The organism is Streptomyces sp. C (assembly GCF_000158895.1).
Lineage (GTDB): Bacteria > Actinomycetota > Actinomycetes > Streptomycetales > Streptomycetaceae > Streptomyces > Streptomyces racemochromogenes.
In genome coordinates, this window is the sequence record NZ_GG657750.1 from 5390908 (window position 1) to 5416393 (window position 25486).

The following is a 25486-nucleotide window of genomic DNA, read 5'->3' on the forward strand; positions in this document are numbered from 1 at the left end:
TCAGGGGCAGCGCCCCTGGGAACGGTGGAAGGGCGGGTAGGGGACAGCCCCGCGCAGCGGCAACGCACCCGCACCCGACCCACCGGCCCCCGCAACGCGAACCGGCCCCGCCCCGCATCCGACGGACGGAGTCCGGCGCAGCGGCGCGAAGCCGGGGAGGCCCGCCAGGGCCGAGCCGCGCGAGCGGCGCGTCAAAAAGGTCAGAACAGGCGGAGCTTGTCGTCCTCGATGCCGCGGAGGGCGTTGTAGTCGAGGACCACGCAGTCCATCCCGCGGTCGTTGGCCAGGACCCGGGCCTGCGGCTTGATCTCCTGCGCCGCGAAGACGCCGCGCACCGGCGCGAGGTGCGGGTCGCGGTTCAGCAGCTCCAGGTACCGGGTCAGCTGCTCGACGCCGTCGATCTCGCCGCGCCGCTTGATCTCCACGGCCACCGTCGCGCCGGAGGCGTCCCGGCACAGGATGTCGACCGGGCCGATCGCCGTCATGTATTCGCGCCGGATCAGGGTGTAGCCGTCGCCCAGCGTGTCGATGCGGTCGGCCAGCAGTTCCTGGAGGTGCGCCTCGACGCCGTCCTTGATGAGGCCGGGGTCGGTGCCCAGCTCGTGGGAGGAGTCGTGGAGGACTTCCTCCATGGTGATGATGAGCTTCTCGCCCGCCTTGTTGACGACGGTCCAGACGTTCGCGTCGTCCCCGGTCCCCTCCTTGAGGGTGCACGGAGGCGACATCCAGTTGAGCGGTTTGTACGCCCGGTCGTCCGCGTGGATCGAGACACTGCCGTCGGCCTTCACGAGGATCAGACGGGGTGCCGAGGGCAGATGGGCGGTGAGCCGGCCCGCGTAGTCGACGGAGCAGCGGGCAATGACGAGACGCATGGTCGGCAACGCTACTCGACCGACGGGCCTCCACGCGATTCGCCCCTGAAAGCCCCGTTCGCCGATGGCGCGTTGTATGCGCATTCTCCTGGTGCGCCACCCTGTGGGCGCCTACCGTGGTGAGCGGGAGGTTGTCGAGCGTGCACACTGCGTCGCGGCCTCCCTCCCTGCCCGTAGGACTCAGGCAGCCCAAACTGCCTGGGTCACGAGAGGAGAACCCATGTCGCTCGACGTCTCACCGGCCCTACTCGAACAGGCCGAGCGAGGCGAGGTCGACGAAGCCGCCTTCGTCGACTGCGTCCGGACCTCCCTGCCTTACGCATGGGAGATGATCAGCTCGTTGGTGGCCCAGCTGGAGGTTGAGGGCGGAGAGTTCGCCGACAACCAGACGCCGCCGCCGGACGAGCAGGCGCGCGGGCAGCTGCTGCGCGCGCTCGCGAGTGACGCGATACGGGGTGCGCTGCAGCGGCACTTCGGGGTGCGCCTGGCGTTCCAGAACTGCCACCGTGTGGCCGTGTTCCCGCTGGATTCCTCGGTGGACGACCGGCTGGCCAAGTTCACCTCGATCCGCGGCCAGCTGCTCAACCAGTCCCCGGAGCTCCGGGACTGCTAGCAGTACCGGTACTCCGCTGCCGCTCCGTGTCGCGGGAGGTGCGACTGGCACGGGAGCGGCAGCCCCAGGCCCCGTACGGGGTCACACCAGCAGGGGGAGGACCTCCGAGGCGAGGCGGCGGACGTTGTCCTCCGTGGCGGCGAGGTCACCCGACCCCTCCGTCAGCAGGGCGAAGCGGGTGATGCCCGTCCGTTCCGAGGTCTGCGCCAGCCGGTCCGCCGCCAGGGCGGGGCTGCCGACGGGGTGCAGGGAGCACAGCAGTTCCGTGTACGCGTGCGGGTCCCGCATCGCGCGCTGCCGGCCGTCCACCGTCACGTGGGCGTCCAGGCCCTGGCGGAACCAGCCCGGCATCGACTTCAGCAGGGTCTCGCGCGCGTCGGCCGAGCGGTCCGCCAGCTGGCAGACTCCGGCCGACACGTGCCCGGCCGCCCGTACGGACTCCGGCGGATGCCCGTGCGCCAGCGCGGTCCGCCGCCACAGCGCGACCTGCTCGGCCTTCTCCTCGTCCCCGCAGTGCATGCCCAGCAGCATCGGCAGCCCGCGCTCCGCGGCCAGCCGCACCGACGCCGGGGAGGTGCAGGCGACGATCACTTCCGGCCCCGTCCCGTCACCGTCCAGCGCGTCGGCCGGACGCGGTACGACGGCCACCTCGCGGAAGGAGTGCCGCGCCCCGGCCGCCCCCACCCGGGGCTCCGCCAGCCAGCGCCGCAGCAGGTCGAGGTCCTCCGGGAAACCGGTCTCGTACGCCCCGGTTCCGCCCCCGAACACCTCCAGGTCCACCCACGGCCCGCCGCGCCCCACTCCCAGGACGAACCGGCCGCCCGAGGTGACGTGCAGCAGGGCCGCCTGCTCGCCGAGGGCCACCGGGTGCGTGTTCGGCAGCACGCTGACCGCCGTGCCCACCCGCAGCCGCCGGGTCCGGCCCAGCAGCAGGGCCGCCAGGGTCACCGCCGACGGGCAGACCCCGTACGGCACGAAGTGGTGCTCGGCGAGCCAGACCGAGTCCAGCCCGGACTCCTCCGCCACCTCGGCGGTGCGCACCGCCCGGTGCAGTGCCTCGCCCTGTCCCTGGCCCGGGAACTGGGCCGCCAGTACAAACGCTCCTACGCGCATCATCGCCCTTAGCCTCCTCGCGGCTGACGCGGCCTCCCCCCGGGCGGACCGACTCGTCGACGGCATCGACATCTGCTGGCAACAACGTCTGACACGTGCCAAAGGCACGGCCTGACAGGAAAGTTATTGAGATTGTCGGGCCAGCTCCTGCGGAGGGACTGCGTCCACCAGCCACCCTGCGGGTACCCCGGCTCGCTGCGCGTAGTCTGGGAGAAAGTCACTGTCGGCCGCCCCTTCGTGAGGTATACGTGTCACCGCGCCACAACCGCCCCAGGGGCGGCGAGACTCCGGACGAACGACCCGGCACCGGCCTCGACCGGTTCGGCCTGGAGCGCACCGAGGAGTACCTGGGCGAGGACTGGAAGGTCCGGCACGTCGCGGGGGCCAGTGCGGCGGGCAAGCGCTACCGCTGCCCGGGCTGCGACCAGGAGATCCCCCCGGGCACCCCGCACCTGGTGGCGTGGCCCGAGTACGGCGGCGTCGACGACCGCCGGCACTGGCACAAGGCCTGCTGGAACGCGAAGGACCGCCGCACCTCCAAGGTGCAGCGGTCCCGCAACGCGCCGCGGTACTAGCCGGTACCAGGGGCCGCCGGTCAGACGTCCCGGCGGCGCACCACCGCGTACGAGGCGATGACCGCGCCCGCCGTCACCACCAGCAGCAGGACGAGCTGGACCACGTTGCTGGGGGCCGACCGGCCCTCCATGTCGACGCCCTGCAGCCCGAACAACTGGACCAGGCCCACCGGCGCGTTGTAGCGGAGCACCAGCCCCCCGAGCCCCGAGGTGACCGGCCAGGAGGTCAGTATCGCCCCGAGCACCGGGGGCATCGTGACCACGCCGAGCATGACGGCGATCCCGCCCGCGGAGTGCCGTACGAGCGCCCCGACCGCGAGCGCGAGGACGCCCAGCAGGGTCACGTAGAAGGAGCCGGCGACCGCGCCCGTCCAGTCGCTCAGGCCGTGCACCCCGGCGCCGGGCCCGTTGTGCAGGATCGCGGCCCACATGCCGACGAACAGCACCGAGCCCAGGGTGACGAGGAACGCGCAGGTGCCGAAGACCAGGTACTTGGCGGTGAGCACCCGCAGCCGCTCGGGGGCCGCGGTGAAGGTGGTGCGGATCAGGCCGGTGCCGAACTCGGAGGAGATGGTCAGCACGCCCAGCACGATCACCGACACCTGGCCGGCCATCAACCCGAACAGGGCGGGACCGGTGAAGGGGAGGTACTGGTAGTCGGAGGGCGAGGTCTGGAGCACGGCGATCATGCCGACGCCGACGACCAGCGCCACGAGGGAGCCGAGCGTCCACAGGGTGGAGCGCACGGAGGTCAGCTTCGTCCACTCCGAGGCGATGGCGTGCCCCAGGTGCGGCCGCGGCGTGGGCAGCGGCGAGCTGTACGCCTGCGGCTGCTCCGCGCTCGCCGCGGGCGGGCCGGCGGGGGTGGGGGTCATCGGTGTTCCTCGGGGGTGTTCTCGGAGCCGCGGGCCAGATCGGCGGCGCTGCCCGGCATCAGGAAGGGGCGCCCGGATCCGGGCGGCGGGGGAGCGAAGAAGCTCGCCGCGGTCTCGGCGGGGACGGCCGCCGCCTCCTCCTCCCACTCCGGGACGGTCAGCGGCTCGGGCTCCCACAGCTCGGCGCGGGGGTCCTCGGTGGAGGTGTACTCGACGGAGGACTGCGTCATCCGCATGTAGGCCTCCTCCAGCGAGGCCCGGTGCGGGGAGAGCTCCCACAGCCGTACGCCGGCCTCGTGCGCGAGGTCGCTGACGCGGGGCAGTTCCAGCCCGGTCACGCGCAGCGCCCCGTCGGGCTCCTGGAGGACGCGCCCGCCCGCCCGGGTCAGGGCGGAGGCGAGGGTGGTCCGGCCGTCGGTGCCGTCGGCGGCGGGGCCGGCGGCGGCACGCACCCGCGCGAATCCGGCCGAGTTGTGCGTGATGAAGTCCTGGGTGCTCATGTCGGCCAGCAGCCGGCCCCGGCCGATCACGATCAGGTGGTCGGCGGTGAGGGCCATCTCGCTCATCAGGTGCGAGGAGACGAAGACGGTCCGGCCCTCGGCGGCCAGTTTCCGCATGAGGTTGCGGACCCAGAGGATGCCCTCGGGGTCGAGGCCGTTGACCGGCTCGTCGAAGAGCAGCACCTGGGGGTCGCCGAGCAGGGCGGCCGCGATGCCGAGGCGCTGGCCCATGCCGAGGGAGAAGCCCTTGGTGCGCTGGCGGGCGGCGTCCCGCAGCCCGACCACGCCGAGGACCTCGTCCACGCGCTTCTCGGGGATCCCGGAGAGCTGGGCGATGGACAGGAGGTGCGTGCGGGCCCGGCGGCCGCCGTGCACGGCCTTGGCGTCGAGCAGGGCGCCGACGTGCCGCTGGGCGTTCGGCAGCTCCCGGAAGGGGAGGCCGTTGATCGTGACGCGGCCCGAGGTGGGCCGGTCCAGCCCGAGGACCATGCGCATGGTGGTGGACTTACCGGAGCCGTTGGGTCCGAGGAAGCCCGTCACGTGGCCCGGCTTGACCTGGAAGGACAGCTGGTCGACGGCGGTCTTGGCGCCGAAGCGCTTGGTCAGGCCGACTGCCTCGATCATCCTTGTGCCCCTTGCCAGCCGGGACGGCTCTCGCCCGCGTACGCCTTAAGAGGATATCGAGACTCGTGCGGTTCCCTTCCGGGCCGGATCCCTGAGCTGCCCCTGAGATCCGACCCGGGGATGTCCCGTAGTACGCGGGGCGTCCGTCGTGAGACGGACACCCCGCGTCACCGCGCACCGGTCAGGCGTCCCGCTTCGCGAGGGTGAGGTAGCCGGCGGCGATGGCGGCCAGCGACCACAGCGCCATGATCCCGAGCCCGCCCCAGGGGCCGTAGGGGGCGTCGGTGTCCGAGGAGGCGACGGTCTGCATGATCGCGGAGCCCGCCATGTTGGGCAGGTACTCGGCGATCTTGCGGGTGGCGTCGACCAGGCTGAGGACGATCGGCAGGATCAGGACGAAGGTGATCAGGAGCGAGATCGCGGCCGCCGAGTTCCGCAGGACCATCGAGATCCCGATGGCGAACGCGGCGAGCAGGGCCAGGTACAGGCCGACGCCGATCACCGCGCGCAGGACGTTCTCCTCGCCGAGCGCGGTGCTGTGGTCGCCGAGGAGGGCCTGGCCGAGGAAGAAGGACAGGAAGCCGGTGGCCAGGCCGACGACCAGGGCGAGGCCGGTGGCCACGGTGACCTTGCCCAGCAGCAGGGTGCCGCGCCGGGGCACGGCCGCGAGCGAGGTGCGGACCATGCCGGTCCCGTACTCGCTGCCGACCACCATCGCGCCGAAGACGAGCATGGCCAGCTGGCCCAGCATCATCCCGGAGAAGCTCATCTGCGTGGCGTCGAAGGTGACCTGCGAGGCCTTCGGCATGTCCTCGAAGGTCGCGTTGACCACGGCGCACAGCCCGGCGCCCATGGCGACGGTGACCAGCAGCGTGGTGGCCAGGGTCCAGCTGGTCGAGGCGACGGTGCGGATCTTGGTCCACTCGGACCGGAGGACGGCGGAGTAGGCCACCTCACTCACCGCCCTTGCGGGTCGCCTCGAAGCCGGCGCCCCACGCGGGGCCCGCGGGCGGGGGTACGGCCGCGCCCGGCGCGCCGGGCGCGTGGGCGTGGTATTCGACGGAATCCGCCGTCATGCGCATGAACGCTTCCTCAAGTGAAGCCCGTTGGGGGCTGAGTTCGTGCAGCACGATCTGGTGCTGGGCCGCGAGTTCGCCGAGCCGCTCGGCTTCGACGCCGTCGATCTCCAGGGTGCCGGTGGCGGGCACGCTGACCGCGTTGATGCCGGCCTCGTGCAGTACGTCCTTGAGGCGTTCCTGCTGCGGCGAGCGCAACCGTACGTAACTGCGGGAGTTCTGGCGGATGAAATCAGACATGGACATGTCGGCAAGGAGCTTTCCCTGACCGATGACGATCAAATGGTCTGCGGTCAACGCCATTTCACTCATCAAGTGGGAGGAGACGAAGATCGTTCTCCCTTCCGAGGCCAGTCCCTTCATGAGATTGCGGATCCAGAGAATTCCCTCGGGGTCCAGACCATTGACCGGTTCGTCGAACATCAGGATCTCCGGATCTCCCAGCAGGGCAGCGGCGATTCCCAGCCGCTGGCCCATTCCGAGCGAAAATCCTTTCGACTTCTTCTTGGCCACGGCCGTCAGGCCGACCAGGTCCAGCACCTCGGCCACCCGTCGCTCCGGGATCCGGTTCGACTGGGCCAGGCAGAGGAGGTTGTTGTACGCGCTGCGACCGCCGTGCATGGCTTTCGCGTCCAGCAGCGCACCGATGTGCTTCAGCGGTTCCGGCAGGTCCCGGTAGTGCTTCCCGTCGATCCGGACCGTGCCGCCGGTCGGGCGGTCGAGGTCGAGCATCATGCGCATGGTCGTGGACTTCCCCGCCCCGTTGGGGCCGAGGAAGCCGGTCACCACCCCCGGTCTGACCTGGAAGCTGAGGTTGTCCACGGCGGTCTTCGCGCCGAATCGTTTCGTAAGGCCCTCAAGCTCGATCATGCGGCCACGCTAGAACGCCCAGGGGCCGTACGCCACCTCAAAAAGGTGACATACGGCCCCTGATGTGCCGATTTCGCTACCAGCAGGTAGACGGCGGCGTACGCGCGGGCGTACTAGCGGCTCTGCTGCGCCGGGACGCCCCGGGTGACCGGCTCGTCGTCGATCGGGGAGCCGGCGGCCGCCACGGCCGCGCCCGTCAGCGTCGCCAGCATCTCGCGGACGTTGGTCAGCTGCGCGTTGATGGAGTCGCGACGGTTGGTCAGCGCCGCCAGCTCGCGCTCGGACTCGCTGCGGATGCGGTCGGCCTTGGCGTTGGCGTCGGCCACGATGTCCTCGGCCTGGCGCTGCGCGGTCTCCACCGTCTGGCGGGCCCGGCGCTCGGCGTCCGTACGCAGCTTCTCGGCCTCCAGGCGCAGCTGCTCGGCGCGGTGCTCGATCTCCGCCAGCCGCTTCTCGGCCTTCTGCTGACGCGAGGCCAGGTCGCGCTCCGACTGCTCGCGGCGCTTGGCCAGGTTGGTCTCGAAGTCCGCGGCGGCCTGGGCGGCCTTGGCGCGGGTCTCCTCGAACAGGGCGTCGGCCTCCTCGCGCTTGGAGGCCGCGTCCTTCTGGGCCTCGGCGCGCAGGGCGGCCGCGTCTCCCTTGGCCTTCTCGACGATGCGGACGCCCTCGTCCTCCGCGTTCGACTTCCGGTCCGCCGCGAACGACTCGGCGTCGTTGCGCACCTGCTGGGCCGCCGACTCGGCCAGCTCACGGTGCTGCTCGGCCGCGCGACGGGCCTCCTCGCGCAGGTCCTTCGCCTCCTCCTCGGCCAGCCGCAGGATCTTCTCGACCCGGGCGCCGAGACCGGCGTACGACGGCTCGGCGTCGCTCACCTGGGCCTGGGCGTTCTGCGTTTCGAGGTGCAGCTCCTCGATCCGCTTTTCCAGAGAGTTGATACGTCCTAGGGCGCTGTCGCGGTCGGAGACCAGCTTGGTAATGCGGTCGTCCACCTGACCGCGGTCGTAACCACGCCGCACGAGCTCGAAGCCGAAGGGGGAGGAAGTGTCGCTCATGGGGTTCCTGTCGAATGAGACCGATGAGGTGCTACGTGAGGTGTTAAGGGGAATCCTAGGCGCCAGGGCGGCGTGTCATCGAGTCAATCCGGGTTTGCCCTGGACAATGACACCCCTTTTGAGTGGCAAGGCGACGGAATGATTGTCACTCCTTCGACTGAACCTCCCTCAGAAGCACACATCCCGTGTTCTGACTACCCCTCTGACGCCTTGCCACCCGAACGAGTGGAACCCGCTGATGCGCCGGCCTTCACGCCCCCCGCGCCCTGACCGCCCAATGCGGGCTTTCCGCCACCCGAAGGTGCCTCGAATGATTCCAACGCCTCAAGAACGTCCTGGACACGGGAGATCTCCGCCTGAATGTCCTCGCGCCTGCGCACCAGGACCTCCAGCTCGCGACGGCCCTCGTCGACCAGCCGCTCCGCCTCCGCCGTCGCCTCCGCGAGCACCTTCTCGGCCTGCCGCGACAGCTCCGCCTTCTTCGTCTCGGCCTCCTTCAGCAGCGCCTCGGCCTTGCGCACGGCCGCGATGCGGACCTTGCTCGCCTCACTGCTCGCGTCCGACACCAGCTCCTTGGCCTTCGCCTCCGCCTCGGCACTCTGCTCGGTCGCCGCGCGGACCAGCTTGTCCACGCGCTCGCCCGCCGACTTCATCTGCTCGGCCGACTCCCGGCGGGCACGCTCGTGCAGCTCCTCCACCTCGGACTCGACGCGGGAACGCAGCTCCTCCGCCCGCTCCCTTATGGCGGCCGCGTCCGTACGCGCGCCGACCAGCAGCTCGTCCGCGTCCGTGCGGGCCTTCTCCACCGTGGAGTTGCCCTCCACGGTCGCCTCCGCCGTGATCCGCGCGGCCTCCTTGCGGGCGGCGTCGACCATCGCGTCGGCCTGCTCCTCGGCCGCCGTCGTGGCGGCGAGCGCCTGCCGGCCCGCGTCCGCGGTCAGCTTGTCCGCCTCCGCGGCCGCCTCCGTGATGAGCCGGTCCACCTGCTCCGCGGCCTCCGTGCGCCGCTTGTTGGCCTCCTCACGGGCCTCGTCCAGCAGCCGCTGCGACTCCTCGCGCGCCTCCGTGCGGGTGCGCTCCGCGTCGGTCGCCGCCTCCGCCTTCACCCGCTCCGCCTCGGACCGGGTACGGGTCGCGTGCTCCTGCGCCGAGGCCAGCGCCTCCGCTGCCTCCGCACGCAGCCGCTCGGCCTCGGCGGCCGCCTCGCCGACCGTGCGCTCGTTGTCCTTGCGGGTCTGCTCGGTGAGCTTGTCCGCCTCGGACGCCGCCTCGGTGATGAGCCGGTCCGCCTGCTCCGCGGCCTCGGTGCGCAGCCGGTTGCCCTCGGCACGCGCCTCGTCCAGGGTCTGCTCGGCGTCCCGCTCGGCGGCCTCCAGCGTCTCGTTGGCCGCGGCCGTGACGCGCTCCGCCTCCGCCGTGGCCTCGCCGATGATCCGGCCGCCCTCGGTACGGGCCTCCTCCAGCGTCCGCGCCGCCTCCGCGACGAGCCGGTCGGCCTCCGCCGCGGCCTCGGCGACCGTACGCTCGTTGGCCGCACGGGTCTCCTCGACGAGCCGGTCGCCCTCGGCGCGGGACTCCACCAGGATCCGCGCCGAATCGCGCTCGGCGGCGGCCAGGGTGTCGGCCGCCTGCGCCTTCAGGGCGGCGGCCCGCGCCTCGCCCTCCTCCAGGACCCGTGCCGCCTCGGCCGTCAGCCGCTCGGCCTCGGCCGCGGCCTCGGCGACCGTGCGCTCGTTGGCCGCGCGGGTCTCCTCGGTGAGCCGGTCCGCCTCGGACGCCGCCTCGGTGATGAGCCGGTCCGCCTGCTCGGCGGCCTCGGTACGCAGCCGGTTGGCCTCGCCGCGCGCCTCGTCCAGGGTGCCCGCGGCCTCGGCCCGGGTGGCGTCCGCCGCCTCGGCGGCCTCCGCGGTGAGCCGCTCGGCCTCCGCCCGGGCGTCGGCGACCGTGCGCTCGTTCGCCGCGAGGGTCTCCGCGGTGAGGCGCTCCGCCTCCGCCTCGGCCTCCCCCACGATCCGGGCGCCCTCGGCGCGCGAGGCCTCCAGGGACTCCGCCGCCTCGCCGCGGATCCGGTTCGCGTCGTCCCGGGCGTCCGCCCGGGTCCGCGCCGCGTCCCGCTCGGACGCCGCCAGGGCGTCCGTCGCCTCCGTGCGCACCCGCTGCGCGTACTCGGCCGTGTCGGCCCGCAGTTGCTCGGCCTCGGTGATCGCGTCGCCGACGGTCCGCGCCGCCAGCTCCTTCGCCGCGTCCGTCTCCACACGGGCCTCGCTGCGCACCCGCGCGGCGTCCTCGGCCGCGCGCTCGCGCTCCGCGTGGGCGTCGGCGCGGACCCGGTCCGCCTCCTCCACCGCCTCGGTACGCGTACGTTCCGCCGCGTGCTCGGCCGCGCTGCGCAGCCCGGAGATCTCCTCCTCGGCCTGCTCGTGCAGCCCGGCCACGGAGTCGCGCACCTGCTGCGCGGTGGCCTCGGCCGCCGCGACCAGTTCCGCCGCGCGCCGCTCCGCCTCCTCGGTCAGGCGCGCCGCCTCGGCCTGCGCCTCCTCCGAGCGCTTGCGGGCCTGCGCCAGCAGCTCCTCGTTCTGCTCACGGGCCTGCGCCCGCTCGTTGCCCGCGTCCGTCCGGGCCGCCGACAGGGTCTCCTCCGCCTCCCGGCGGCGCCGGGCGGCCTCCTCCTGGGCGGCGGCGAGGGCCTCCGCGGCCTCCGCGGCGACCCGCTCGGCCGCCGCCTTCGCCTCGGCCCGCAGCCGGTCCGCGGTCTCCTGCGCCTCGGTGCGCACCCGCTCGGACTCGGCCTCCGCCTCCGCGCGCAGCCGTACGGAGACCAGCTCGGCCTCCGCGCGGACCCGGCCCGCGTCCTGCGCGGCCTCGGCGCGCAGCTGCTCGGACTCCGCCTCCGCCTGCGCCTGGAAGGTACGGATCCGCTCCGCCGACTCGGCGCGCAGCCGGTCGTTCTCCTCGGTGGTCTCCTTGCGGATGTTCTCCGCCGCCAGGCGGGACTCGCGGAGCGTCTGCTCCGCCGACACCAGCCGGGCCTCGGCGTCCGCCTGCAGCCGGGCCAGCTCCGCGTCCGCCTCGGCACGCTTGGCCGCCAGCGCCTGCTCGGTCTCCTCGCGGCGCGCCCGCAGGGCGGCGTCCGTCTCGGCGGTCAGGGCCTCGGCCCGCTCCTCGGCCTCCGCGCGCAGCCGCTCGGCCTCCGCGCGGGTCCGCTCCAGGGTCTCCTCGGCCTGCCGGCGCAGGGTGGTGGCCCGCTCCACGGCCTCGGCACGGACCCGCTCGCTCTCGGCGGTGGCGCCGGAGCGCAGTTCGTCGGCGTCCGCCTTGGCCTTGCCCAGCAGCTCCTCGGCGGTCTTCGCCGCCTCCTCGATCTGCCCGACGGCCTCGCGGCGGGCCTCGCCGCGGATCCGCTCGCCCTCGGCGACGGCCTCGGCGCGCAGCTGCTCGGCCTCGCCGCGCAGCCGCCGCGCCTCCTCCTGGAGCTCGACCGTGCGGGCCCGGTACTCCTCGGTGTCGTCCTTCGCGGCGCCCTTGAGCTCGTCGGCGGTGGCCGCCGCCTGGGCGCGCAGCCGGTCCGCCTCGGCCTCCGCCTCGCGGCGGATCCGCTCGGCCTCCTCGGACGCCGCGCGGGTCGTCGCCCGGGCGTCCTCCGAGGCCTTGTTCAGCACGTCCTCGGCGGTACGGGCCGCCTTCGCCAGCTGCGCCGCCGTGTCCTCGGCGGCGGCCGTACGGGCCTGCTCGCCGGCCTCGGTGCGCAGCCGCTCCGCCTCCGCGCGGGCGTCGGCCAGCGCGTGCTCGGCCTCGGCCTTGAGCGCCTCGGCCTCCTTCGTGGCCTCGCCGACCAGCCGGGCGACCTGCTCCTTCGCGGTGCGGGTGCGCTGGTCGTTGACGGACTCCGCCGAGGCGAGCTGCCGGGCGGCGCTCTCCTTGGCCTCCGCGAGGAGCTTCTCCGCCTCGGCCCGGGCGGCGCGCAGGGCCCCGTCGGCCTCCTGGACGCGGGCCTCGGCGACCCGGCCGAGGTCCATGGTCTGCTGCCGGGTCTGCTCGGCCTCGGCGCTGGTGGTGGTGCGCAGCCGCTCCGCGTGCTCGGTGGCCTCCTGGGCCTGCGCGGAGGCGGCGGCCAGCAGCCGCTCGGCCTCCTTGCGGGCGCGCAGCAGCGCCGACTCGGCCTCGGTCCGCGCGGCCTCGGGGTCGTCGGCGAGCCGGCGGCGGGCCTCCTCGGCGGTCCGGGCTGGTCCTCGCCGGGCGGCGTTCAGTGCCTGCTCGGCCTCGGCGCGGGACTCCTCCATGAGCCGGTGGGGCCTGGGCCTCGGTCCGGGCGCGCAGCTGCTCGGCCCAGGCGACGTTCTCGTTGACGTGCGCCTCGACGGTCTGGCGGCGCTCGTTGAGCTCCTGGTCCAGGCGCTGGCGCCGGTTGACGGCCTCGGCGTGCAGCTCGGCCTGGAGGCGCGCCTGGTGCTCGGCGTGCTCCTGGAGGATCCGCTGGGTCTGCGCCCGGGCGTCGCGCAGCTCGCGCTCGGCGTCGGACCGCATCTGGTCGGCCTGCACCTGGGCGTTGCGCAGCAGCTGCTCCGCCTGGTAACCCATGTCCGCGCCGTCGTAGGCGGGGCGGGACGCGAGCGCGCGCCGCACCTCATGCAGCTTGGCGCGCAGCACCTCGACCTGGTACCCGAGGTCCTCGGCGTGCTGGACGGCCTTCCCGCGCTCCTTCTTCAGCCGCTCCATCTCGGCTTCGAAGCGCGTGAGATGGTCGGCTTCGGCCTGATGGCTCTCCTGGCTTTCGTAGCCCCGCACAGCGCGGTCCCATCCGTCCCCTGGTCGCAAGCTCACTCCCAAATGAGCATCGCTCGCCCGCTGAACGACGCCCCCGGGGGAATGGTGTCAGATGTCGGGGCAGGGCTCTCGGCCCCGACCCCGTTCCGCACCGAACCCCGGCCGAGCCATGGCCACTCTACCGGCCGGGGAATGGGGACATCAGTGCGCTGTTGCCGGGCCGCCTCCGTCCGGGCGGCGCGACGGCTTGATCGTCGGGCCCGCGATGCGCGGATTTGCGATGTTCGAATGAATCTGTCCGTGGGTGGCACGTACCGTCATTGACGTGAAGCTCGTCGTCCAGGTGAAGCTGCTGCCCACGCCCTCCCAGGCGGAGGCGCTCGAAGCGACGCTGCGTGCCTGCAACGCCGCGGCCTCATGGGTGAGCGGGGTGGCCTTCGACCGGCGGCTGTACCGGAACTTCAGCTTGCGCGAGCACACGTACACCGAGGTCAAAGCCCGCTGGCGACTGGGCGCACAGGCCGCACAGCATGTGATCAAGAAGACGTGCGATGCGTACGCGACCCTGCGGGCGAACCTGAGGGCCGACCGTCTGGGCAGGCCCGGCTCGAAGGGCCACCGTCAGGCGTCGGGCAAGCCCATCGAGTTCCGGGCGGCCGCGGCCCAGCCCTACGACGACAGGATGCTGTCCTGGCAACCGGCTGCGAGGACGGTCTCCATCTGGACTCTCGGGGGCAGGCTCAAGGGCCTCGCCTTCACAGGGGGACCGGAACAACTGATCACTCTGGAGCGGTACCGCAAGGGTGAGTCGGACCTGCTCCACCGGGACGGTGTCTGGTTCCTGCTGGCCACGTGCGAGATTCCTGAGGCGGAGCCCAACGCGAACCCGGTGGACTTTCTGGGAGTGGACCTGGGCATCGTCAACATCGCCACCACCAGCGACGGTCTCATCATGGCCGGACGCCGGCTGAACCGGTCCCGGGCGCGGGATCACGCGCTGAGGGCCAAGCTCCAGCGCAAGGGCACCAAGTCTGCCCGGCGTCGCGCGCAACGCAGGCGCCGCAAGGAGGCCCGGAGGACCCGGGACGCCAATCACAAGATCGCGAAACGCATCGTGGCCGAGGCTGAACGCACCGGGCGCGGGATCGGTCTGGAGGACCTGACCGGGATCCGCGAGCGGGTACGGCTGAGGAGGCCCCAACGGGCCATGGTGCACGGCTGGGCCTTCGCCCAGCTCGGCGCGTTCATCGCGTACAAGGCCCGCCGGGCCGGGGTGCCCGTCGTGTACGTCGATCCGGCGTACACCTCGCGCACCTGCGCCCAGTGCGGGCACGTGGACGCGGCGAACCGGGTCTCGCAGGCCCGTTTCGTGTGCCGGTCCTGCGGATTCGTTGATCACGCAGACCGCAACGGTTCCCGCAACGTCCGCGCACGCGCGCTGGCGTTGTGGGTCAGCGGGGCCCGCTCATCGGCCCCCGCCGCCCCTCGCCGGGCGGCTGGACGCGGACGGCACACCACAGCCGGTGGTGTGCCGTAACGCAAGCCGGTCGCGTCAGTGGTCGGCGGCATGAGGGTTGGAGGTGACCAGTTCGGTGAGGACTCCGTGGCAGTCCTTGGGGTGGAGGAAGGTGATCCGGGAGCCCATGGAGCCGGTGCGGGGCTCGTCGTAGAGGACGCGGACGCCCTTGCCGCGGATGGCTTCCGCGTCGCCGTCGACGTCGGCGGTGCCGAAGGCGATGTGGTGCACGCCCTCGCCGTTCTTGGCCAGCCACTTGCCGACCGCGGAGTCCTCGCGGGTGGGCTCCAGGAGCTGGAGGTAGGAGGCCCCGCCGTCGGAGGTCTCGTTGATCTTGAGCATGGCCTCGCGGACGCCCTGCTCCTCGTTGACCTCGGTGTGGAACACCTCGAACCCGTACGTGGCACGGTAGAACTCGACGGTCTTGTCCAGGTCGAAGCAGGCGATCCCGATGTGGTCGATTCTTGTCAGCATGGGACCAGTGCACCGCCGAAGAGGGTCGTCACGCAACGTGCCAGCGATCACACCGACTGCCCGGTGACGGCGCGGGTACCGCTCAGTACATTCGGGTAAACCCTCGTTCACTCCTCATCTTCAAGGGGCTGTGCCTCATGTCCGGAACGAACAACACCACCTCAGTGATCGTCGCCGGGGCCCGCACCCCCATGGGGCGGCTGCTCGGCTCGCTGAAGTCCTTCTCGGGCGCCGACCTCGGCGGCTTCGCCATCAAGTCCGCGCTGGAGCGGGCCGGGATCTCCGGCGACCAGGTCCAGTACGTGATCATGGGCCAGGTGCTCCAGGCCGGCGCGGGCCAGATCCCCGCCCGCCAGGCCGCCGTGAAGGCCGGCATCCCCATGAACGTGCCCGCGCTCACCATCAACAAGGTGTGCCTGTCGGGTCTGGACGCCATCGCGCTGGCCGACCAGCTCATCCGCGCCGGGGAGTTCGACATCGTGGTCGCGGGCGGCCAGGAGTCGATGACCAACGCCCCGCACCTGCTGCCGAAGTCCCGCGAGGGCTACAAGTACGGCGCCATCGAGATGCTCGACGCGATGGCCTACGACGGCCTGACCGACGCCTTCGAGAACATCGCGATGGGCGAGTCCACCGAGAAGCACAACACCCGCCTGGGCATCGAGCGCGCCCCGCAGGACGAGTTCGCCGCGGTCTCCCACCAGCGGGCCGCGGCCGCGCAGAAGAACGGCGTGTTCGAGGCCGAGATCACCCCGGTCGAGATCCCGCAGCGCAAGGGCGAGCCGGTCGTCTTCGCCGCCGACGAGGGCATCCGCCCCGAGACCACGGCGGAGTCCCTGGGCAAGCTGCGCCCGGCCTTCGCCAAGGACGGCACCATCACCGCCGGCACCTCCTCGCAGATCTCCGACGGCGCCGCCGCGGTGGTCGTGATGAGCAAGGCGAAGGCCGAGGAGCTGGGCCTGGAGTGGCTGGCCGAGATCGGCGCCCACGGCAACGTGGCGGGCCCCGACAACTCCCTCCAGTCGCAGCCCTCGAACGCGATCCTGCACGCCCTGAAGAAGGACGGCCTGAAGGTCTCCGACCTGGACCTCATCGAGATCAACGAGGCCTTCGCGGCGGTGGCCGTGCAGTCAATGAAGGACCTCGGCGTGACCCCGGAAAAGGTGAACGTCAACGGCGGCGCCATTGCCCTGGGCCACCCGATCGGCATGTCCGGCGCCCGCGTGGTGCTGCACCTGGCGCTGGAGCTCAAGCGGCGCGGCGGCGGTACCGGTGCGGCCGCCCTGTGCGGCGGCGGCGGCCAGGGCGACGCCCTCGTGATCCGCGTCCCGAAGGCGTAGGGGCGAGCGCATGGCGACGGTGGACGTCCCCACGCTGGTGGCGCAGGCCCGTGAGGGCCGGCCGCGGGCCGTGGCCCGGCTGATCTCACTGGTCGAGGGGGCGTCCCCGCAACTGCGCGAGGTGATGGCCGCCCTGGCACCGCTGACCGGCGGCGCGTACGTGGTCGGGCTGACCGGCTCCCCGGGCGTCGGCAAGTCGACCTCGACGTCGGCGCTGGTCTCGGCGTACCGCGCGGCCGGCAAGCGGGTCGGCGTGCTCGCGGTCGACCCGTCCTCGCCCTTCTCGGGCGGGGCCCTGCTCGGCGACCGGGTCCGGATGTCGGACCACGCGTCCGACCCCGGCGTCTACATCCGCTCCATGGCCACCCGCGGACACCTGGGCGGGCTCGCCTGGGCGGCTCCGCAGGCGATCCGGGTGCTGGACGCGGCCGGCTGCGACGTGATCCTCGTCGAGACCGTCGGCGTCGGACAGTCCGAGGTGGAGATCGCCTCGCAGGCCGACACCTCGGTGGTGCTGCTCGCTCCGGGCATGGGCGACGGGATCCAGGCCGCGAAGGCGGGGATCCTGGAGATCGGCGACGTGTACGTGGTGAACAAGGCCGACCGGGACGGCGCGGACGCCACCGCCCGGGAGCTGAACCACATGCTGGGCCTGGGCGAGACCCGGGGGCCGGGCGACTGGCGGCCGCCGATCGTCAAGACGGTCGCGGCCAAGGGCCAGGGCATCGACGAGCTGGTCGAGGCGCTGGAGAAGCACCGGGCGTGGATGGACGAGCGCGGGGTGCTGGCCGAGCGCCGGGCCGCGCGGGCGGCCCGTGAGGTGGAGACCATCGCGATCACCGCGCTGCGCGGGCGCCTGGCCGACCTGCGCGGGGACGCGCACCTGGACGCGCTGGCGGCCCGGGTGGCGGCCGGCGAGCTGGACCCGTACGCGGCCGCGGACGCGCTGCTGGACAGCCTGACCGAGGGCTGAGGGTGCGGAACGCGTGAGAGGGCGGGGAGCCGGGGCTCCCCGCCCTCTCGGTCGTGTACGGCGCGTGCTCAGATCTTGCCGCGGGTGCCGCGCAGGTGCTCCGCGACCGGGCGCAGCGACTCGCGCAGCGCCTGGAGGGCCTCCGGCGACAGCAGGTCGATGAAGTGCTCGCGGACGGACGCCACGTGGTGCGGGGCGACCTTGCGCATGGTCTCCATGCCCTCGTCCGTGAGGACCGCGTACAGGCCTCGGCGGTCGGACTCGCAGTTCACCCGGCGGACCAGGCCCGCGGTCTCCATGCGGGTGATCTGGTGGGAGAGCCGGCTCTTGGACTGGAGCGTGGCGGTGGCCAGGTCGCTCATGCGCATCCGCAGGCCTTCCGCCTCCGAGAGGTTCACCAGGATCTCGTAGTCGTTGTTGGTGAGTCCGAAGGGCTGGAGATCCTTTTCCAGCTGGTGCATCAGCAGTCTGCTGACGTCCAGGTGGGTGCGCCAGGCGCACTGTTCGGCATCGGTAAGCCAGCGGGTGGCCGTCTCGGTCTCCATCGTCTCCATGAAAGAACTCTACCTAAGAAGTTGAATTACGTACAAAAATAGGAAGATCGGATTCGGGCGGTGCGGGCCGCCGCCGGCCTCACAGCCCGAAGCGCCGCTGGAGATCACCGAGCTGCCCCGGCATCCGGGGCACGCCCAGCTGCCCCAGCGGACCCTGGCCGGCCCCCGGAACGCCCTGGGCGTTGCCCGTGGCCGCCCCGGCACCCACCGCACCGACCGACTGCTCGGCCATCAGCAGCTCGGTCGACTGCAGCAGGACCGTGCCCGCACCGACGAACTCGAACTGGTGCTCCTCGCCGGAGGTGCCACCGATGCCGGTCAGCGAGCGCAGGCCGCCCATCACGCCCGACATGTAGCCGTGGTCGTAGTGGTGGCAAGGGGAGGGGCAGTCCGCCCAGCCCACCAGCGCCTGCGGGTCGACACGCAGCGGCGGCTCCATGAAGACCACCGGTCCATTGGACGCCGCGACGAACTTCCCGGTTCCGATCAGGGTCAGGAAACCCGGGACGATCGACTGCTTCAGCGCCAGCGAGGGCTGGTACGCCAGCAGGTTCCCCGACCGGATGGTCAGGTTGCCGTTGTCCAGGTCGTACGAGTTCACGTCGAAGGCCCGGTCGGCCAGCAGCATCTTGCCCTGGCCCTCGGCCACCACCCAGTCGCTCGCGTGCAGCGGTGAGTGGAAGCTGGTGCGCAGCAGGCGGTCGAAGCGGCCGTTGCCGACGCCGTTGAACTCGATCCGCCCGTAGTAGGCGATCATCTTGCCCTTCTGCAGGAACCACTGGCTCCCCTTGAGCTCCACGCAGAAGGTGTACGCGTTCACGTTGTCGTCGGAGGGCAGGCTGTGCGGGTCGAACACCGTCGGGCCGCCGGGGCCCGGGTTCACGGGACCAAAGTTCACAGCTTCTCCTCCGAGGCCTGTACGTAGACCGCTCCCTGGCCGGACAGCTCCAGCTGGAACGCCTCGCCCGAGCCGCGCCCCACCATGTCCCGCCAGCCGAGCGCGGTGGAGAGCTTGTTCCGGACGTCCCCGTGGTGGGCCACGTACGCCTGCGGGTCGACGTGGACCGGCCGGTTCGGGGTGATGGGGAGCTCGATGACTCCGCCGTGGGCCATCACGGCGACCGCGCCGTGGCCCTTCAGGGTGGTGGTGAACAGGCCCTGGCCGGTCACCTGGCCGCGCACCATGCCCATGACGCCGCCCTGCGAGCCCATGAACATCGTGCCCTGCTGGAGGGTGCCGTCGAAGGCGAGCAGCCGGTCGGCCTCGACGTACAGGGTCTCGCCCTGGAGGTTGATCACCTGGATGTGGTGGCCGCCGTGGCCGAACATCACCGTGCCGCTGCCCTCGACCGTCATCAGCGGGGTCTGCTCGTTCGCCACCCGGCGCCCGATCATGCCCATGACGCCGCCCTGGCCGCCGGTGATGCTCGGGGTGAAGGAGACCTCGCCCCGGTAGGCGAGCATCGCCCCGCGCTGGCTGTACATCTTCTGGCCGGGGACCACCTGGGCCTCGACCATCTTCGAGTTGATCTCGCGGAACGGCATCAGACGTCACCCCCGATCGTGTTGCGCTCGCTCGGCTGGACGTACACCAGGCCCTCGCCCTCGAAGCGGATCTGGAACGCCTCGCCCGAGCCCTCGCCGATCAGGGTGCGGAAGTTGATCCCCGACTGGAAGGACTGCTGGAGGTTGCCGGTGTGCGCGATGTACGCGCCCGGGTCGACCGACAGCGGGTACTGGGCGCTGACGCGCAGCACCACCGCCGGCCCGTCGGACATGATCGCCGCCTGGCCGGAGCCCTCCACGGTCGTCGTGAAGAGCCCGTTGCCCGTGCTCGCGCCGCGCAGGCCGGTGAAGGTCGTACCGGTGCGCAGGCCGGCGTCGCTGCACAGCAGGTTGCTGGACTCGACGTAGAGCTTCTCGCCGCGCAGGTTCACGAGGTTGATCTCGCTCGCCCGGTCGGCGAAGTAGCAGGTGCCGTGCCCCTGGACCTCCATCACGGTCATCTGTTCGCCGGTCAGCCGGCGGGTCACCATTCCGCGGAGGCCTTCGCCGCCGCCGGTCATCTTCTTGAAGGCCATCTGGCCGTCGTACGCGACCATGGCGCCGTTCTTCGCTTTCACGGCGTCACCGGTCAGGTCGACGGCGAGCACCTTGCTGCCTTGGAGTCTGAACTGAGCCACGGGGACGAAGGTATCGGCAGCGGGCCGGGGCGAACAGGGCCTGGTGGGCCGATATCCGCCACAATCGCCGGGCTTCGGGGGATCCGGGGCCCCGCGGGAAGATCGCGGAGGGCGGCTGAGACACTGGGACGGACCCCAGGTACCCGGCCCCGAAGGTTCCACGTGGACATCAAGACCGCTTCCGCCCTGCACCGGCTGCGCCTCATCTCCGTTCCGGAGGCGCTGTCGTTCCCGGCCCTGCTGATCTTCGGCTCGCTGCTGAGCCGGGTATCGGACATCGACTACCTCATGATGCCGCTGGGGATCCTGCACGGGATCCTGTTCGTCATCTACGCGGTCTTCCTGCTGGACGTCTGGAACAAGGCGAAGTGGCCGGTCAAGAAGGTCGCCCTGTTCTTCGTCCTCGCGCTGCTGCCCTTCGGCGGCCTGTACGGCGACAAGCTGCTCAAGCGCGACGAGGCCGACAGCGTCATCGCCGCCCGCGCGCGCCAGGCGGCGGACGCGTGATCGTCGCGTTCTCGGTGACCCCGCTGGGGGTCGGCGAAGAGGTCGGCGAGTACGTGGCCGACGCGGTCCGCGTCGTGCGCGAGTCCGGGCTGCCGAACCGCACCGACGCCATGTTCACCACCGTCGAAGGCGAGTGGGAGGAAGTGATGGACGTCGTGCGGCGTGCCGTCGCGGCCGTGGAAGCGCGGGCCCCGCGGGTCTCCTTCATCCTCAAGGCCGACATCCGCCCCGGCGTGACGGACGGCATCACCTCGAAGGTCGCAACGGTCGAACGCCACCTCGCGGCGGGCTGACACACTCACACGGCGTGGATGTGCACGTCCGGCGGATTCAGCACGGCCAGATAGGCGGCGATGTCTTCCGGGTCGCTGGTGAAGATCACGGCGCTGCCGTGCTTCGTGGCGGCCAGGGCCACACAGGCATCCACCGCGTCGGGCCGTTTCTTCGGTGGGAGTTGGGCTTGCCCCAAGACGGTGCCGATTCGGTGCCAGTCGGCCAGGTCGAAGCCCGTCGCGCATGCGATGCACTCAGGCCGGCCCGCCCTGGTATCGCGCATCGGCGGGGCCGAGCTGCGAGCCTGCGGCACCGTGCAGTCTCTGAGGGTGGTGGCCAGTCCGTGCACGAGCGCCGGATTCGGGCGCCATACCTGGGCCAGCACCGGCCCGAGGACCAGCGCCCGGTGCGGGGTGGCCTTCAGTGCTTCATGCAGGTGGGCCGGCTTGGCCTTGCGGTCTGCCAGGGCGATCAGCATTCCCGTGTCGTAGACAGGGACCCGGACGTTCACGCGGCCTCTTCGGGGCGGGCACCGGCTCGATCCGGCCCGTAGACGAGGTCGAGGGCGGATTCGACTTCCCGTTGCTCCTGTTCGGTCAACTCACCGGCAGGCGGAACGGCCTCCGGAGGCGCACCTGCAGCCTCTGCCTCGGCCGCTGCGATGATGGCGTCAACGCCCGCGAATTGATCCTCTATGGCCTCGGTCTCGGCCATCTGCCGCGTTGCCGCGTGCACGAGGTACGCGGAGACGTCCAGGCCGGCCCGTTCGGCGTGTTGCCTGATGCGGTCGGCCTGGTGCTCCTCAAGGCTGATGCTGATCCTGGTCTTGGCCACAAGCCAAGTGTATGACGCGTATTACGCCGGGCCAAGTGTGACGTGCTCCGAGTGCTGCCCACCCCTCGGTGTGCCGCATCCCCGCTCACCGGCTCATGTGCTCGGAGCTGAGCGCCTTCGGGCGAGTGGGACCAGGTCATGGACGTGGTGCGGCGCGCCGTGGCCGCGGTCGAGGAGCGGGCGCCCCGGGTCTCCTTCGTCCTCAAGGCCGACATCCGGCCCGGCGTCACCGACGGCATCACCTCGAAGGTCGAGACGGTCGAGCGGCACCTCGCCGAAAGCTGAGCCGCCGGCCCGCACCGTTTCCGAAAAGCGCCCCCCGCCCGTCGGCGGGGGGCGCTTTTCGCATGCCCCGGACCCCGTTCGGATGTGGCCGGGCTCACAGTTGAGCGGTCGCTCAAGTCGTTGAGCAACCGCTCAAAATCGCCTACCTTCCCTTTTGAGCGACCGCTCAAATCAGTGAAGGGGGGGCCATGGGCCTGTACGTCGAGAGGGTGATCCGCACCGGCATGGACGAGCTCTGGGAGCGCAGCCAGGACCCGGCGCAGCACCAACGGTGGGACCTGAGGTTCACCTCCATCGACTACCTCCCGCGCGCCGAGGGAGAGCCCCAGCGCTTCCGCTACGCCACCCGCGTGCTGCCCTTCGTCTCCGTCGCCGGCACCGGGATCTCCGCCGGCGAACGCCACCGCCCCGACGGGACCCGGGTCTCGGCACTGCGCTTCGCCTCGGGCCATCCGCTCTCCCTGCTCGCCGAGGGCAGCGGCTACTGGCGCTACGTCCCGGGCCCCGACGGGATCCGCTTCCTCACCGGCTACGACTACCGGCCGCGCTGGGGCCGCTTCGGCGCCCTCGCCGACCGGCTGGTCTTCCGTCCCCTCATGGGCTGGGGCACCGCCTGGTCCTTCGACCGGCTCCGGCTGTGGTGCGAACGCGGCACCCCGCCCGGCCGCGCCCTCGCCCGGGCCCTCGCCGAGACCGCCCTGCGGGCCCTGCTCTGCGCCGCCGTCCTCACCTACGCGCCGCTCGCCGCCGCCCTGCCCGTCCTCGCCGCCGCGCTGCTCCTGCCGCCGCTGCCCGGCACCCCGGCCGCCCGCCGCTGCCTGCGCACGCCGCCCGGCCGCACCACCGCAACCGCCCCCCGCCTGCTGACCACTTTGGAGCCGTCGTGACCTCCATCTTCCGGGCCCGCATGGGCGCCGACTTCGACCGTCTGCACCCGCAGATCCAGCGCCGCTTCTCCGTCGGCCTGGACAGCGGCGAGGGCTGCGTCGGCCGGGGCACCATGGAGCGGATCTGGCACGGCCGCAGCTTCGTGAAGCCCTTCCTCCGCCTCGGCGGCACCCGCAACATCCTGGTCCCGCGCGAAGGGCGGAACATCCCCTTCGTCATCGAGAACCTCCCCTACACCGACTCCTTCGGGCGGGAGACCGTCACCTTCGTCCGCACCTTCCACCTCCCGGACGGGCCGCGCCGCTTCGACGCCACGATGGTCCACAGCCCCGAACGCGACTGCGTCCTCGACTACCTGGGCACCCACCAGCACCTCGCCAGCGACCTGCACATGAGCGCCGAACCCGACGGCTCGCTTCTCATCCGCTCCGGCGAGCACCGCTTCCGCGAGGGCCCCGTCGACATCCGGGTGCCCGAACTGATCGGCGGCGACGCCGAGGTGCGCGAGTCCTTCGACGACGCCACCGGCCGGTTCCGGATCCGGGTACGGGTGGTCAACCGCCGCTTCGGCCCGCTCTTCGGGTACGAGGGCTCCTTCACCGCCGAGTACGTCGACGCCCGCGCGTACGGGGTCCGAGGCGACCTGCGGCCCGTCCGCGAGGAGGTCCGGGCGTGAGCGCGGGCACCAAGGAGAAGCTCCTCGAAGGCGCCCTGCGCACCCTCGTGGAACAGGGCATCGCCAAGGCCTCGGCCCGGACCATCGCGGCCACCGCCGGGGTGGGACAGGGCCTGATCTTCTACCACTTCGGCTCGGTGGACGAGCTGCTCGCCGCCGCCTGCCGGTACGGGGCCGAACAGCGGGTCGACCGCTACCGCGACCGGCTCGCCGCGCTGGGCAGCCTGCCGGAGCTGCTGGAGTTCGCCCGCGAGATGCACGCCGAGGAGCGGGCCGCCGGGTACGTCGCCATGCTCGGGCAGCTCCTCGCCGCCGGGCAGAACTCACCCTCCCTGGCGGCGGCGACCGCCGCCGGGCTGGGGCTGTGGATCGAGGAGCTGGAGGCGGTGCTCGGCCGGCTGCTGGCGGCGACCCCGCTGGCGGACTTCGCCGACCCGGCGGGGCTGGCCCGGGCCACGGCCGCGTCGTTCGTCGGCATCGAGCTGTACGAGGGGGTGGACCCGGAGGGCGCCGGGCGCGCCCTGGACGCGCTGGAGCAACTGGCCGCGCTGGCCGCCGTCCTGGAGGGCCTCGGCCCGCTGACGCAGCGCGCCGTCCGCCACGGCCTCCGGCGCGGGACCCGGCCCTATTTTTCTGCCGCCCGCCGGGTCGGGGGGCCGCTGCGCGGGCCCGTCCCCTACCCGCCCTTCCACCGTTCCCCGGACGCCGCCCGGCCCCGCGCCTCAAACGCCGGCAAGGCTGAAAGCCCCCGGGGCCTCCGCCCCCGGCACGCCGAGACCCCCGCGCCTGGCAAGCCGACGGGGCTGAAAGACCCTGGGGTCTCCGCCCCCGCCCCCCGCCCCGCAGACGGGGAGGCGGGTGGGCAACCACTGCCCGACCCCACGGGGTCGAGGGGGAGATAGCGGGCCCGAACCGCAAGGCAACGCACGCCGACCCCAGAACCCCAGAACCCCACCCCCCCCGGGACGTTCACCCGGCGGAGCCTGCCGTGAGCGCGATCCCCAGCGGGGTGCGTTCGTACAGCACCTGGTGGCCCTGGCGGAACGGGAGGAGGAGGCCCGCCGCCCGTAGGGCCTTCAGGTGCGCCGACACCGTCGAGGGCGCCAGCCCCAGCCGGTGCGCGAGCGCGGTGGTCGAGGCGGGCTCGTGCAGCGCGCTCAGCACCTCCGCCCTGCCCCGCCCCAGCAGCCCCGCCAGGGCCGCCGGCACCGGACCGGCCGCGGCCGTCCACAGCGCGCCGATGCCCCGGGCCGGGTACACCAGTGCAGGCTGCCACGGCGGGTCGAAGCCGCCGACCACCTCCGGCCAGACGAAGGCGCTCGGCATCAGCAGCAGCCCCTGCCCCCCGAGTGCGCGGTCGTGGTGGGACGCGCGCTCGATGGTCAGGGTCTGCTCCTCCCCGTGCCAGCGCAGGTCCGGGTGGAGCCCGTCGAGCAGCGCCTGGAGCCCGCCCTCCGCCAGCCGGCGGGAGTGGAACAGCACGTCCGCCTCCAGCAGGGCCCGCAGCCGGGTCCAGTGCGGGGCGATCAGCACCTCCCAGGCCCGCTCGTACAGATCGGCCAGCTCACCCACCGCCCGCGCGGGATCCGCCAGCATCCGCCGCCCGATGTCGCTGTCCACCGCCCCCGGGGTGCAGACCAGCGCCCGCCGCAGGTCCTCGCGCGCGGCCTCCGGGTCACCGGCCGCCGCCCGCACCCGGGCCAGCTCCTCCCCGAAGGTGACGGACGGGCCGGCGGGCGGCGGGCTCAGCAGGTCCGGGTTGTGCCCCGACCTCGGCATGAGCAGCCACAGCGGACGCAGGTCCAGGCCGGCCGCGGCGGACCGGACCCGGCTCAGCCAGGGCAGGTGGTACGCATGCCGGTGCGGGCGCAGCAGGACCCGTACGGCCTCCTGCGTCTCCCAGAGCGGAGAGACCGCGAACCGGCACCGCAGCAGGTCGGCCGGTCCGAACCGGTAGTGGAACCCCATGAGGTGTCGCCTCCCGGGCGCGGGCGGGCCGCGGATTTCGGCCTGGAACGAATCTCTCGGCCGGTCAGCCTAGCCCCGGGA

At 72.4% G+C, this 25486-nt stretch carries 25 protein-coding genes and 3 pseudogenes; 11 read left to right on the plus strand and 17 right to left on the minus strand.

Annotated features, from left to right (window positions below; translation table 11 throughout):
• Positions 1–200: 200 nt before the first annotated feature.
• Positions 201–872, minus strand: a complete 672-nt coding sequence (gene nucS, locus SSNG_RS24540; protein ID WP_042801803.1) for an endonuclease NucS — start codon at positions 870–872, stop codon at positions 201–203.
• Between the two features lie 220 nt (positions 873–1092).
• On the opposite strand from nucS, the gene SSNG_RS24545 reads away from it, so the two are divergent.
• Positions 1093–1485: an SCO5389 family protein gene (locus SSNG_RS24545; protein ID WP_007266607.1), complete on the plus strand. Its 393-nt coding sequence runs from the start codon at positions 1093–1095 to the stop codon at positions 1483–1485.
• 81 nt (positions 1486–1566) lie between these two features.
• Here SSNG_RS24545 and SSNG_RS24550 read toward each other — a convergent pair whose 3' ends face one another.
• Positions 1567–2598, minus strand: a complete 1032-nt coding sequence (locus tag SSNG_RS24550; RefSeq protein WP_007266608.1) for an LLM class flavin-dependent oxidoreductase — start codon at positions 2596–2598, stop codon at positions 1567–1569.
• A gap of 248 nt (positions 2599–2846) precedes the next feature.
• Between SSNG_RS24550 and SSNG_RS24555 the strand changes: the two genes are divergently transcribed.
• A complete protein-coding gene (locus tag SSNG_RS24555; RefSeq protein ID WP_007266609.1) occupies positions 2847–3173 on the plus strand; it encodes a hypothetical protein in 327 nt (108 codons plus the stop codon).
• A 20-nt stretch (positions 3174–3193) separates the two neighbouring features.
• On the opposite strand, the gene SSNG_RS24560 is transcribed toward SSNG_RS24555, so the two are convergent.
• The 7 genes and pseudogenes from SSNG_RS24560 to SSNG_RS45355 all read right to left on the minus strand — a co-directional run.
• Positions 3194–4048 carry an ABC transporter permease gene (locus SSNG_RS24560; RefSeq protein WP_007266610.1) on the minus strand — a complete coding sequence of 285 codons (855 nt, stop codon included), beginning with the start codon at positions 4046–4048 and terminating at the stop codon, positions 3194–3196.
• Complete coding sequence (locus tag SSNG_RS24565; protein ID WP_007266611.1) at positions 4045–5172, minus strand: ABC transporter ATP-binding protein; 1128 nt, start codon at positions 5170–5172, stop codon at positions 4045–4047. The genes SSNG_RS24560 and SSNG_RS24565 overlap by 4 nt, the downstream gene beginning before the upstream one ends.
• Positions 5173–5353: 181 nt before the next feature.
• Positions 5354–6124, minus strand: coding sequence for an ABC transporter permease subunit (locus SSNG_RS24570; RefSeq protein ID WP_042801804.1), 771 nt, complete (start codon positions 6122–6124; stop codon positions 5354–5356).
• Between the two features lies 1 nt (position 6125).
• Positions 6126–7118, minus strand: a complete 993-nt coding sequence (locus SSNG_RS24575) for an ABC transporter ATP-binding protein (RefSeq protein ID WP_007266613.1) — start codon at positions 7116–7118, stop codon at positions 6126–6128.
• A gap of 113 nt (positions 7119–7231) precedes the next feature.
• Positions 7232–8170, minus strand: coding sequence for a hypothetical protein (locus tag SSNG_RS24580; protein WP_007266614.1), 939 nt, complete (start codon positions 8168–8170; stop codon positions 7232–7234).
• Between the two features lie 194 nt (positions 8171–8364).
• Entirely contained in the window at positions 8365–12417 is a 4053-nt protein-coding gene (locus tag SSNG_RS24585) for a hypothetical protein (protein ID WP_347232507.1), read from the minus strand.
• Positions 12415–12955 (minus strand): annotated as a pseudogene (locus SSNG_RS45355) (hypothetical protein); the annotation flags it as partial. The gene SSNG_RS24585 and the pseudogene SSNG_RS45355, both read right to left, overlap by 3 nt.
• A 304-nt stretch (positions 12956–13259) precedes the next feature.
• Between SSNG_RS45355 and SSNG_RS24590 the strand changes: the two are divergent.
• Positions 13260–14471, plus strand: coding sequence for an RNA-guided endonuclease TnpB family protein (locus SSNG_RS24590; protein ID WP_007266616.1), 1212 nt, complete (start codon positions 13260–13262; stop codon positions 14469–14471).
• Between the two features lie 15 nt (positions 14472–14486).
• Here the strand turns inward: SSNG_RS24590 and mce are convergent, their stop codons facing one another.
• Positions 14487–14924, minus strand: coding sequence for a methylmalonyl-CoA epimerase (mce, locus tag SSNG_RS24595; RefSeq protein ID WP_007266617.1), 438 nt, complete (start codon positions 14922–14924; stop codon positions 14487–14489).
• A 137-nt stretch (positions 14925–15061) separates the two neighbouring features.
• Here mce and SSNG_RS24600 point away from each other — a divergent pair, with 137 nt between their 5' ends.
• Together SSNG_RS24600 and meaB are read left to right on the plus strand one after the other, a co-directional pair.
• Positions 15062–16264, plus strand: coding sequence for an acetyl-CoA C-acetyltransferase (locus SSNG_RS24600; protein ID WP_007266618.1), 1203 nt, complete (start codon positions 15062–15064; stop codon positions 16262–16264).
• 10 nt (positions 16265–16274) lie between these two features.
• A complete protein-coding gene (meaB, locus tag SSNG_RS24605) occupies positions 16275–17237 on the plus strand; it encodes a methylmalonyl Co-A mutase-associated GTPase MeaB (RefSeq protein WP_007266619.1) in 963 nt (320 codons plus the stop codon).
• Between the two features lie 68 nt (positions 17238–17305).
• Here the strand turns inward: meaB and SSNG_RS24610 are convergent, their stop codons facing one another.
• The 4 genes from SSNG_RS24610 to SSNG_RS24625 form a co-directional block, all read right to left on the minus strand.
• Positions 17306–17782, minus strand: coding sequence for a MarR family transcriptional regulator (locus SSNG_RS24610; RefSeq protein ID WP_007266620.1), 477 nt, complete (start codon positions 17780–17782; stop codon positions 17306–17308).
• Positions 17783–17870: 88 nt separating this feature from the next.
• Positions 17871–18689, minus strand: coding sequence for an AIM24 family protein (locus SSNG_RS24615; protein ID WP_241695113.1), 819 nt, complete (start codon positions 18687–18689; stop codon positions 17871–17873).
• The gene (locus SSNG_RS24620; protein ID WP_042801807.1) at positions 18686–19336 is read right to left on the minus strand and encodes an AIM24 family protein; all 651 of its coding nucleotides are present in this window, start codon (positions 19334–19336) and stop codon (positions 18686–18688) included. Before SSNG_RS24620 ends, SSNG_RS24615 begins: the two co-directional genes overlap by 4 nt.
• Positions 19336–19974, minus strand: coding sequence for an AIM24 family protein (locus SSNG_RS24625; RefSeq protein ID WP_007266623.1), 639 nt, complete (start codon positions 19972–19974; stop codon positions 19336–19338). Before SSNG_RS24625 ends, SSNG_RS24620 begins: the two co-directional genes overlap by 1 nt.
• 162 nt (positions 19975–20136) lie before the next feature.
• On the opposite strand from SSNG_RS24625, the gene SSNG_RS24630 reads away from it, so the two are divergent.
• Both SSNG_RS24630 and SSNG_RS24635 read left to right on the plus strand, forming a co-directional pair.
• Positions 20137–20481 carry a DUF3817 domain-containing protein gene (locus SSNG_RS24630; RefSeq protein WP_007266624.1) on the plus strand — a complete coding sequence of 115 codons (345 nt, stop codon included), beginning with the start codon at positions 20137–20139 and terminating at the stop codon, positions 20479–20481.
• A complete protein-coding gene (locus SSNG_RS24635) occupies positions 20478–20774 on the plus strand; it encodes an MTH1187 family thiamine-binding protein (protein WP_007266625.1) in 297 nt (98 codons plus the stop codon). The genes SSNG_RS24630 and SSNG_RS24635 overlap by 4 nt, the downstream gene beginning before the upstream one ends.
• Positions 20775–20779: 5 nt before the next feature.
• Here SSNG_RS24635 and SSNG_RS24640 read toward each other — a convergent pair whose 3' ends face one another.
• Both SSNG_RS24640 and SSNG_RS24645 read right to left on the minus strand, forming a co-directional pair.
• Positions 20780–21232, minus strand: coding sequence for a hypothetical protein (locus SSNG_RS24640; protein ID WP_050779911.1), 453 nt, complete (start codon positions 21230–21232; stop codon positions 20780–20782).
• 29 nt (positions 21233–21261) lie between these two features.
• Complete coding sequence (locus SSNG_RS24645; protein ID WP_007266627.1) at positions 21262–21588, minus strand: hypothetical protein; 327 nt, start codon at positions 21586–21588, stop codon at positions 21262–21264.
• A 120-nt stretch (positions 21589–21708) separates the two neighbouring features.
• Between SSNG_RS24645 and SSNG_RS40210 the strand changes: the two are divergent.
• From SSNG_RS40210 to SSNG_RS24665, 4 genes and pseudogenes are all read left to right on the plus strand, one after another.
• A pseudogene (locus tag SSNG_RS40210) lies at positions 21709–21873 on the plus strand (thiamine-binding protein); the annotation flags it as partial.
• A gap of 188 nt (positions 21874–22061) precedes the next feature.
• Positions 22062–22760, plus strand: coding sequence for a hypothetical protein (locus SSNG_RS24655; RefSeq protein ID WP_007266628.1), 699 nt, complete (start codon positions 22062–22064; stop codon positions 22758–22760).
• The gene (locus SSNG_RS24660) at positions 22757–23437 is read left to right on the plus strand and encodes a DUF4166 domain-containing protein (RefSeq protein WP_007266629.1); all 681 of its coding nucleotides are present in this window, start codon (positions 22757–22759) and stop codon (positions 23435–23437) included. The genes SSNG_RS24655 and SSNG_RS24660 overlap by 4 nt, the downstream gene beginning before the upstream one ends.
• Positions 23434–24051 (plus strand): annotated as a pseudogene (locus SSNG_RS24665) (helix-turn-helix domain-containing protein); the annotation flags it as partial. The gene SSNG_RS24660 and the pseudogene SSNG_RS24665, both read left to right, overlap by 4 nt.
• Positions 24052–24406: 355 nt before the next feature.
• On the opposite strand, the gene SSNG_RS24670 reads toward SSNG_RS24665, so the two are convergent.
• Positions 24407–25405, minus strand: a complete 999-nt coding sequence (locus tag SSNG_RS24670; protein WP_007266631.1) for a DUF5937 family protein — start codon at positions 25403–25405, stop codon at positions 24407–24409.
• Positions 25406–25486: the final 81 nt, after the last annotated feature.

Bases quoted from the DNA above. Each gene is read 5' to 3' on its own strand.
- nucS (WP_042801803.1), bottom strand. From the start codon at position 872: ATGCGTCTCGTCATTGCCCGCTGCTCCGTCGACTACGCGGGCCGGCTC.
- SSNG_RS24545 (WP_007266607.1), top strand. From the start codon at position 1,093: ATGTCGCTCGACGTCTCACCGGCCCTACTCGAACAGGCCGAGCGAGGC.
- SSNG_RS24550 (WP_007266608.1), bottom strand. From the start codon at position 2,598: ATGCGCGTAGGAGCGTTTGTACTGGCGGCCCAGTTCCCGGGCCAGGGA.
- SSNG_RS24560 (WP_007266610.1), bottom strand. From the start codon at position 4,048: ATGACCCCCACCCCCGCCGGCCCGCCCGCGGCGAGCGCGGAGCAGCCG.
- SSNG_RS24565 (WP_007266611.1), bottom strand. From the start codon at position 5,172: ATGATCGAGGCAGTCGGCCTGACCAAGCGCTTCGGCGCCAAGACCGCC.
- SSNG_RS24575 (WP_007266613.1), bottom strand. From the start codon at position 7,118: ATGATCGAGCTTGAGGGCCTTACGAAACGATTCGGCGCGAAGACCGCC.
- SSNG_RS24580 (WP_007266614.1), bottom strand. From the start codon at position 8,170: ATGAGCGACACTTCCTCCCCCTTCGGCTTCGAGCTCGTGCGGCGTGGT.
- mce (WP_007266617.1), bottom strand. From the start codon at position 14,924: ATGCTGACAAGAATCGACCACATCGGGATCGCCTGCTTCGACCTGGAC.
- SSNG_RS24600 (WP_007266618.1), top strand. From the start codon at position 15,062: ATGTCCGGAACGAACAACACCACCTCAGTGATCGTCGCCGGGGCCCGC.
- meaB (WP_007266619.1), top strand. From the start codon at position 16,275: ATGGCGACGGTGGACGTCCCCACGCTGGTGGCGCAGGCCCGTGAGGGC.
- SSNG_RS24610 (WP_007266620.1), bottom strand. From the start codon at position 17,782: ATGGAGACCGAGACGGCCACCCGCTGGCTTACCGATGCCGAACAGTGC.
- SSNG_RS24620 (WP_042801807.1), bottom strand. From the start codon at position 19,336: ATGCCGTTCCGCGAGATCAACTCGAAGATGGTCGAGGCCCAGGTGGTC.
- SSNG_RS24640 (WP_050779911.1), bottom strand. From the start codon at position 21,232: ATGCTGATCGCCCTGGCAGACCGCAAGGCCAAGCCGGCCCACCTGCAT.
- SSNG_RS24655 (WP_007266628.1), top strand. From the start codon at position 22,062: ATGGGCCTGTACGTCGAGAGGGTGATCCGCACCGGCATGGACGAGCTC.
- SSNG_RS24670 (WP_007266631.1), bottom strand. From the start codon at position 25,405: ATGGGGTTCCACTACCGGTTCGGACCGGCCGACCTGCTGCGGTGCCGG.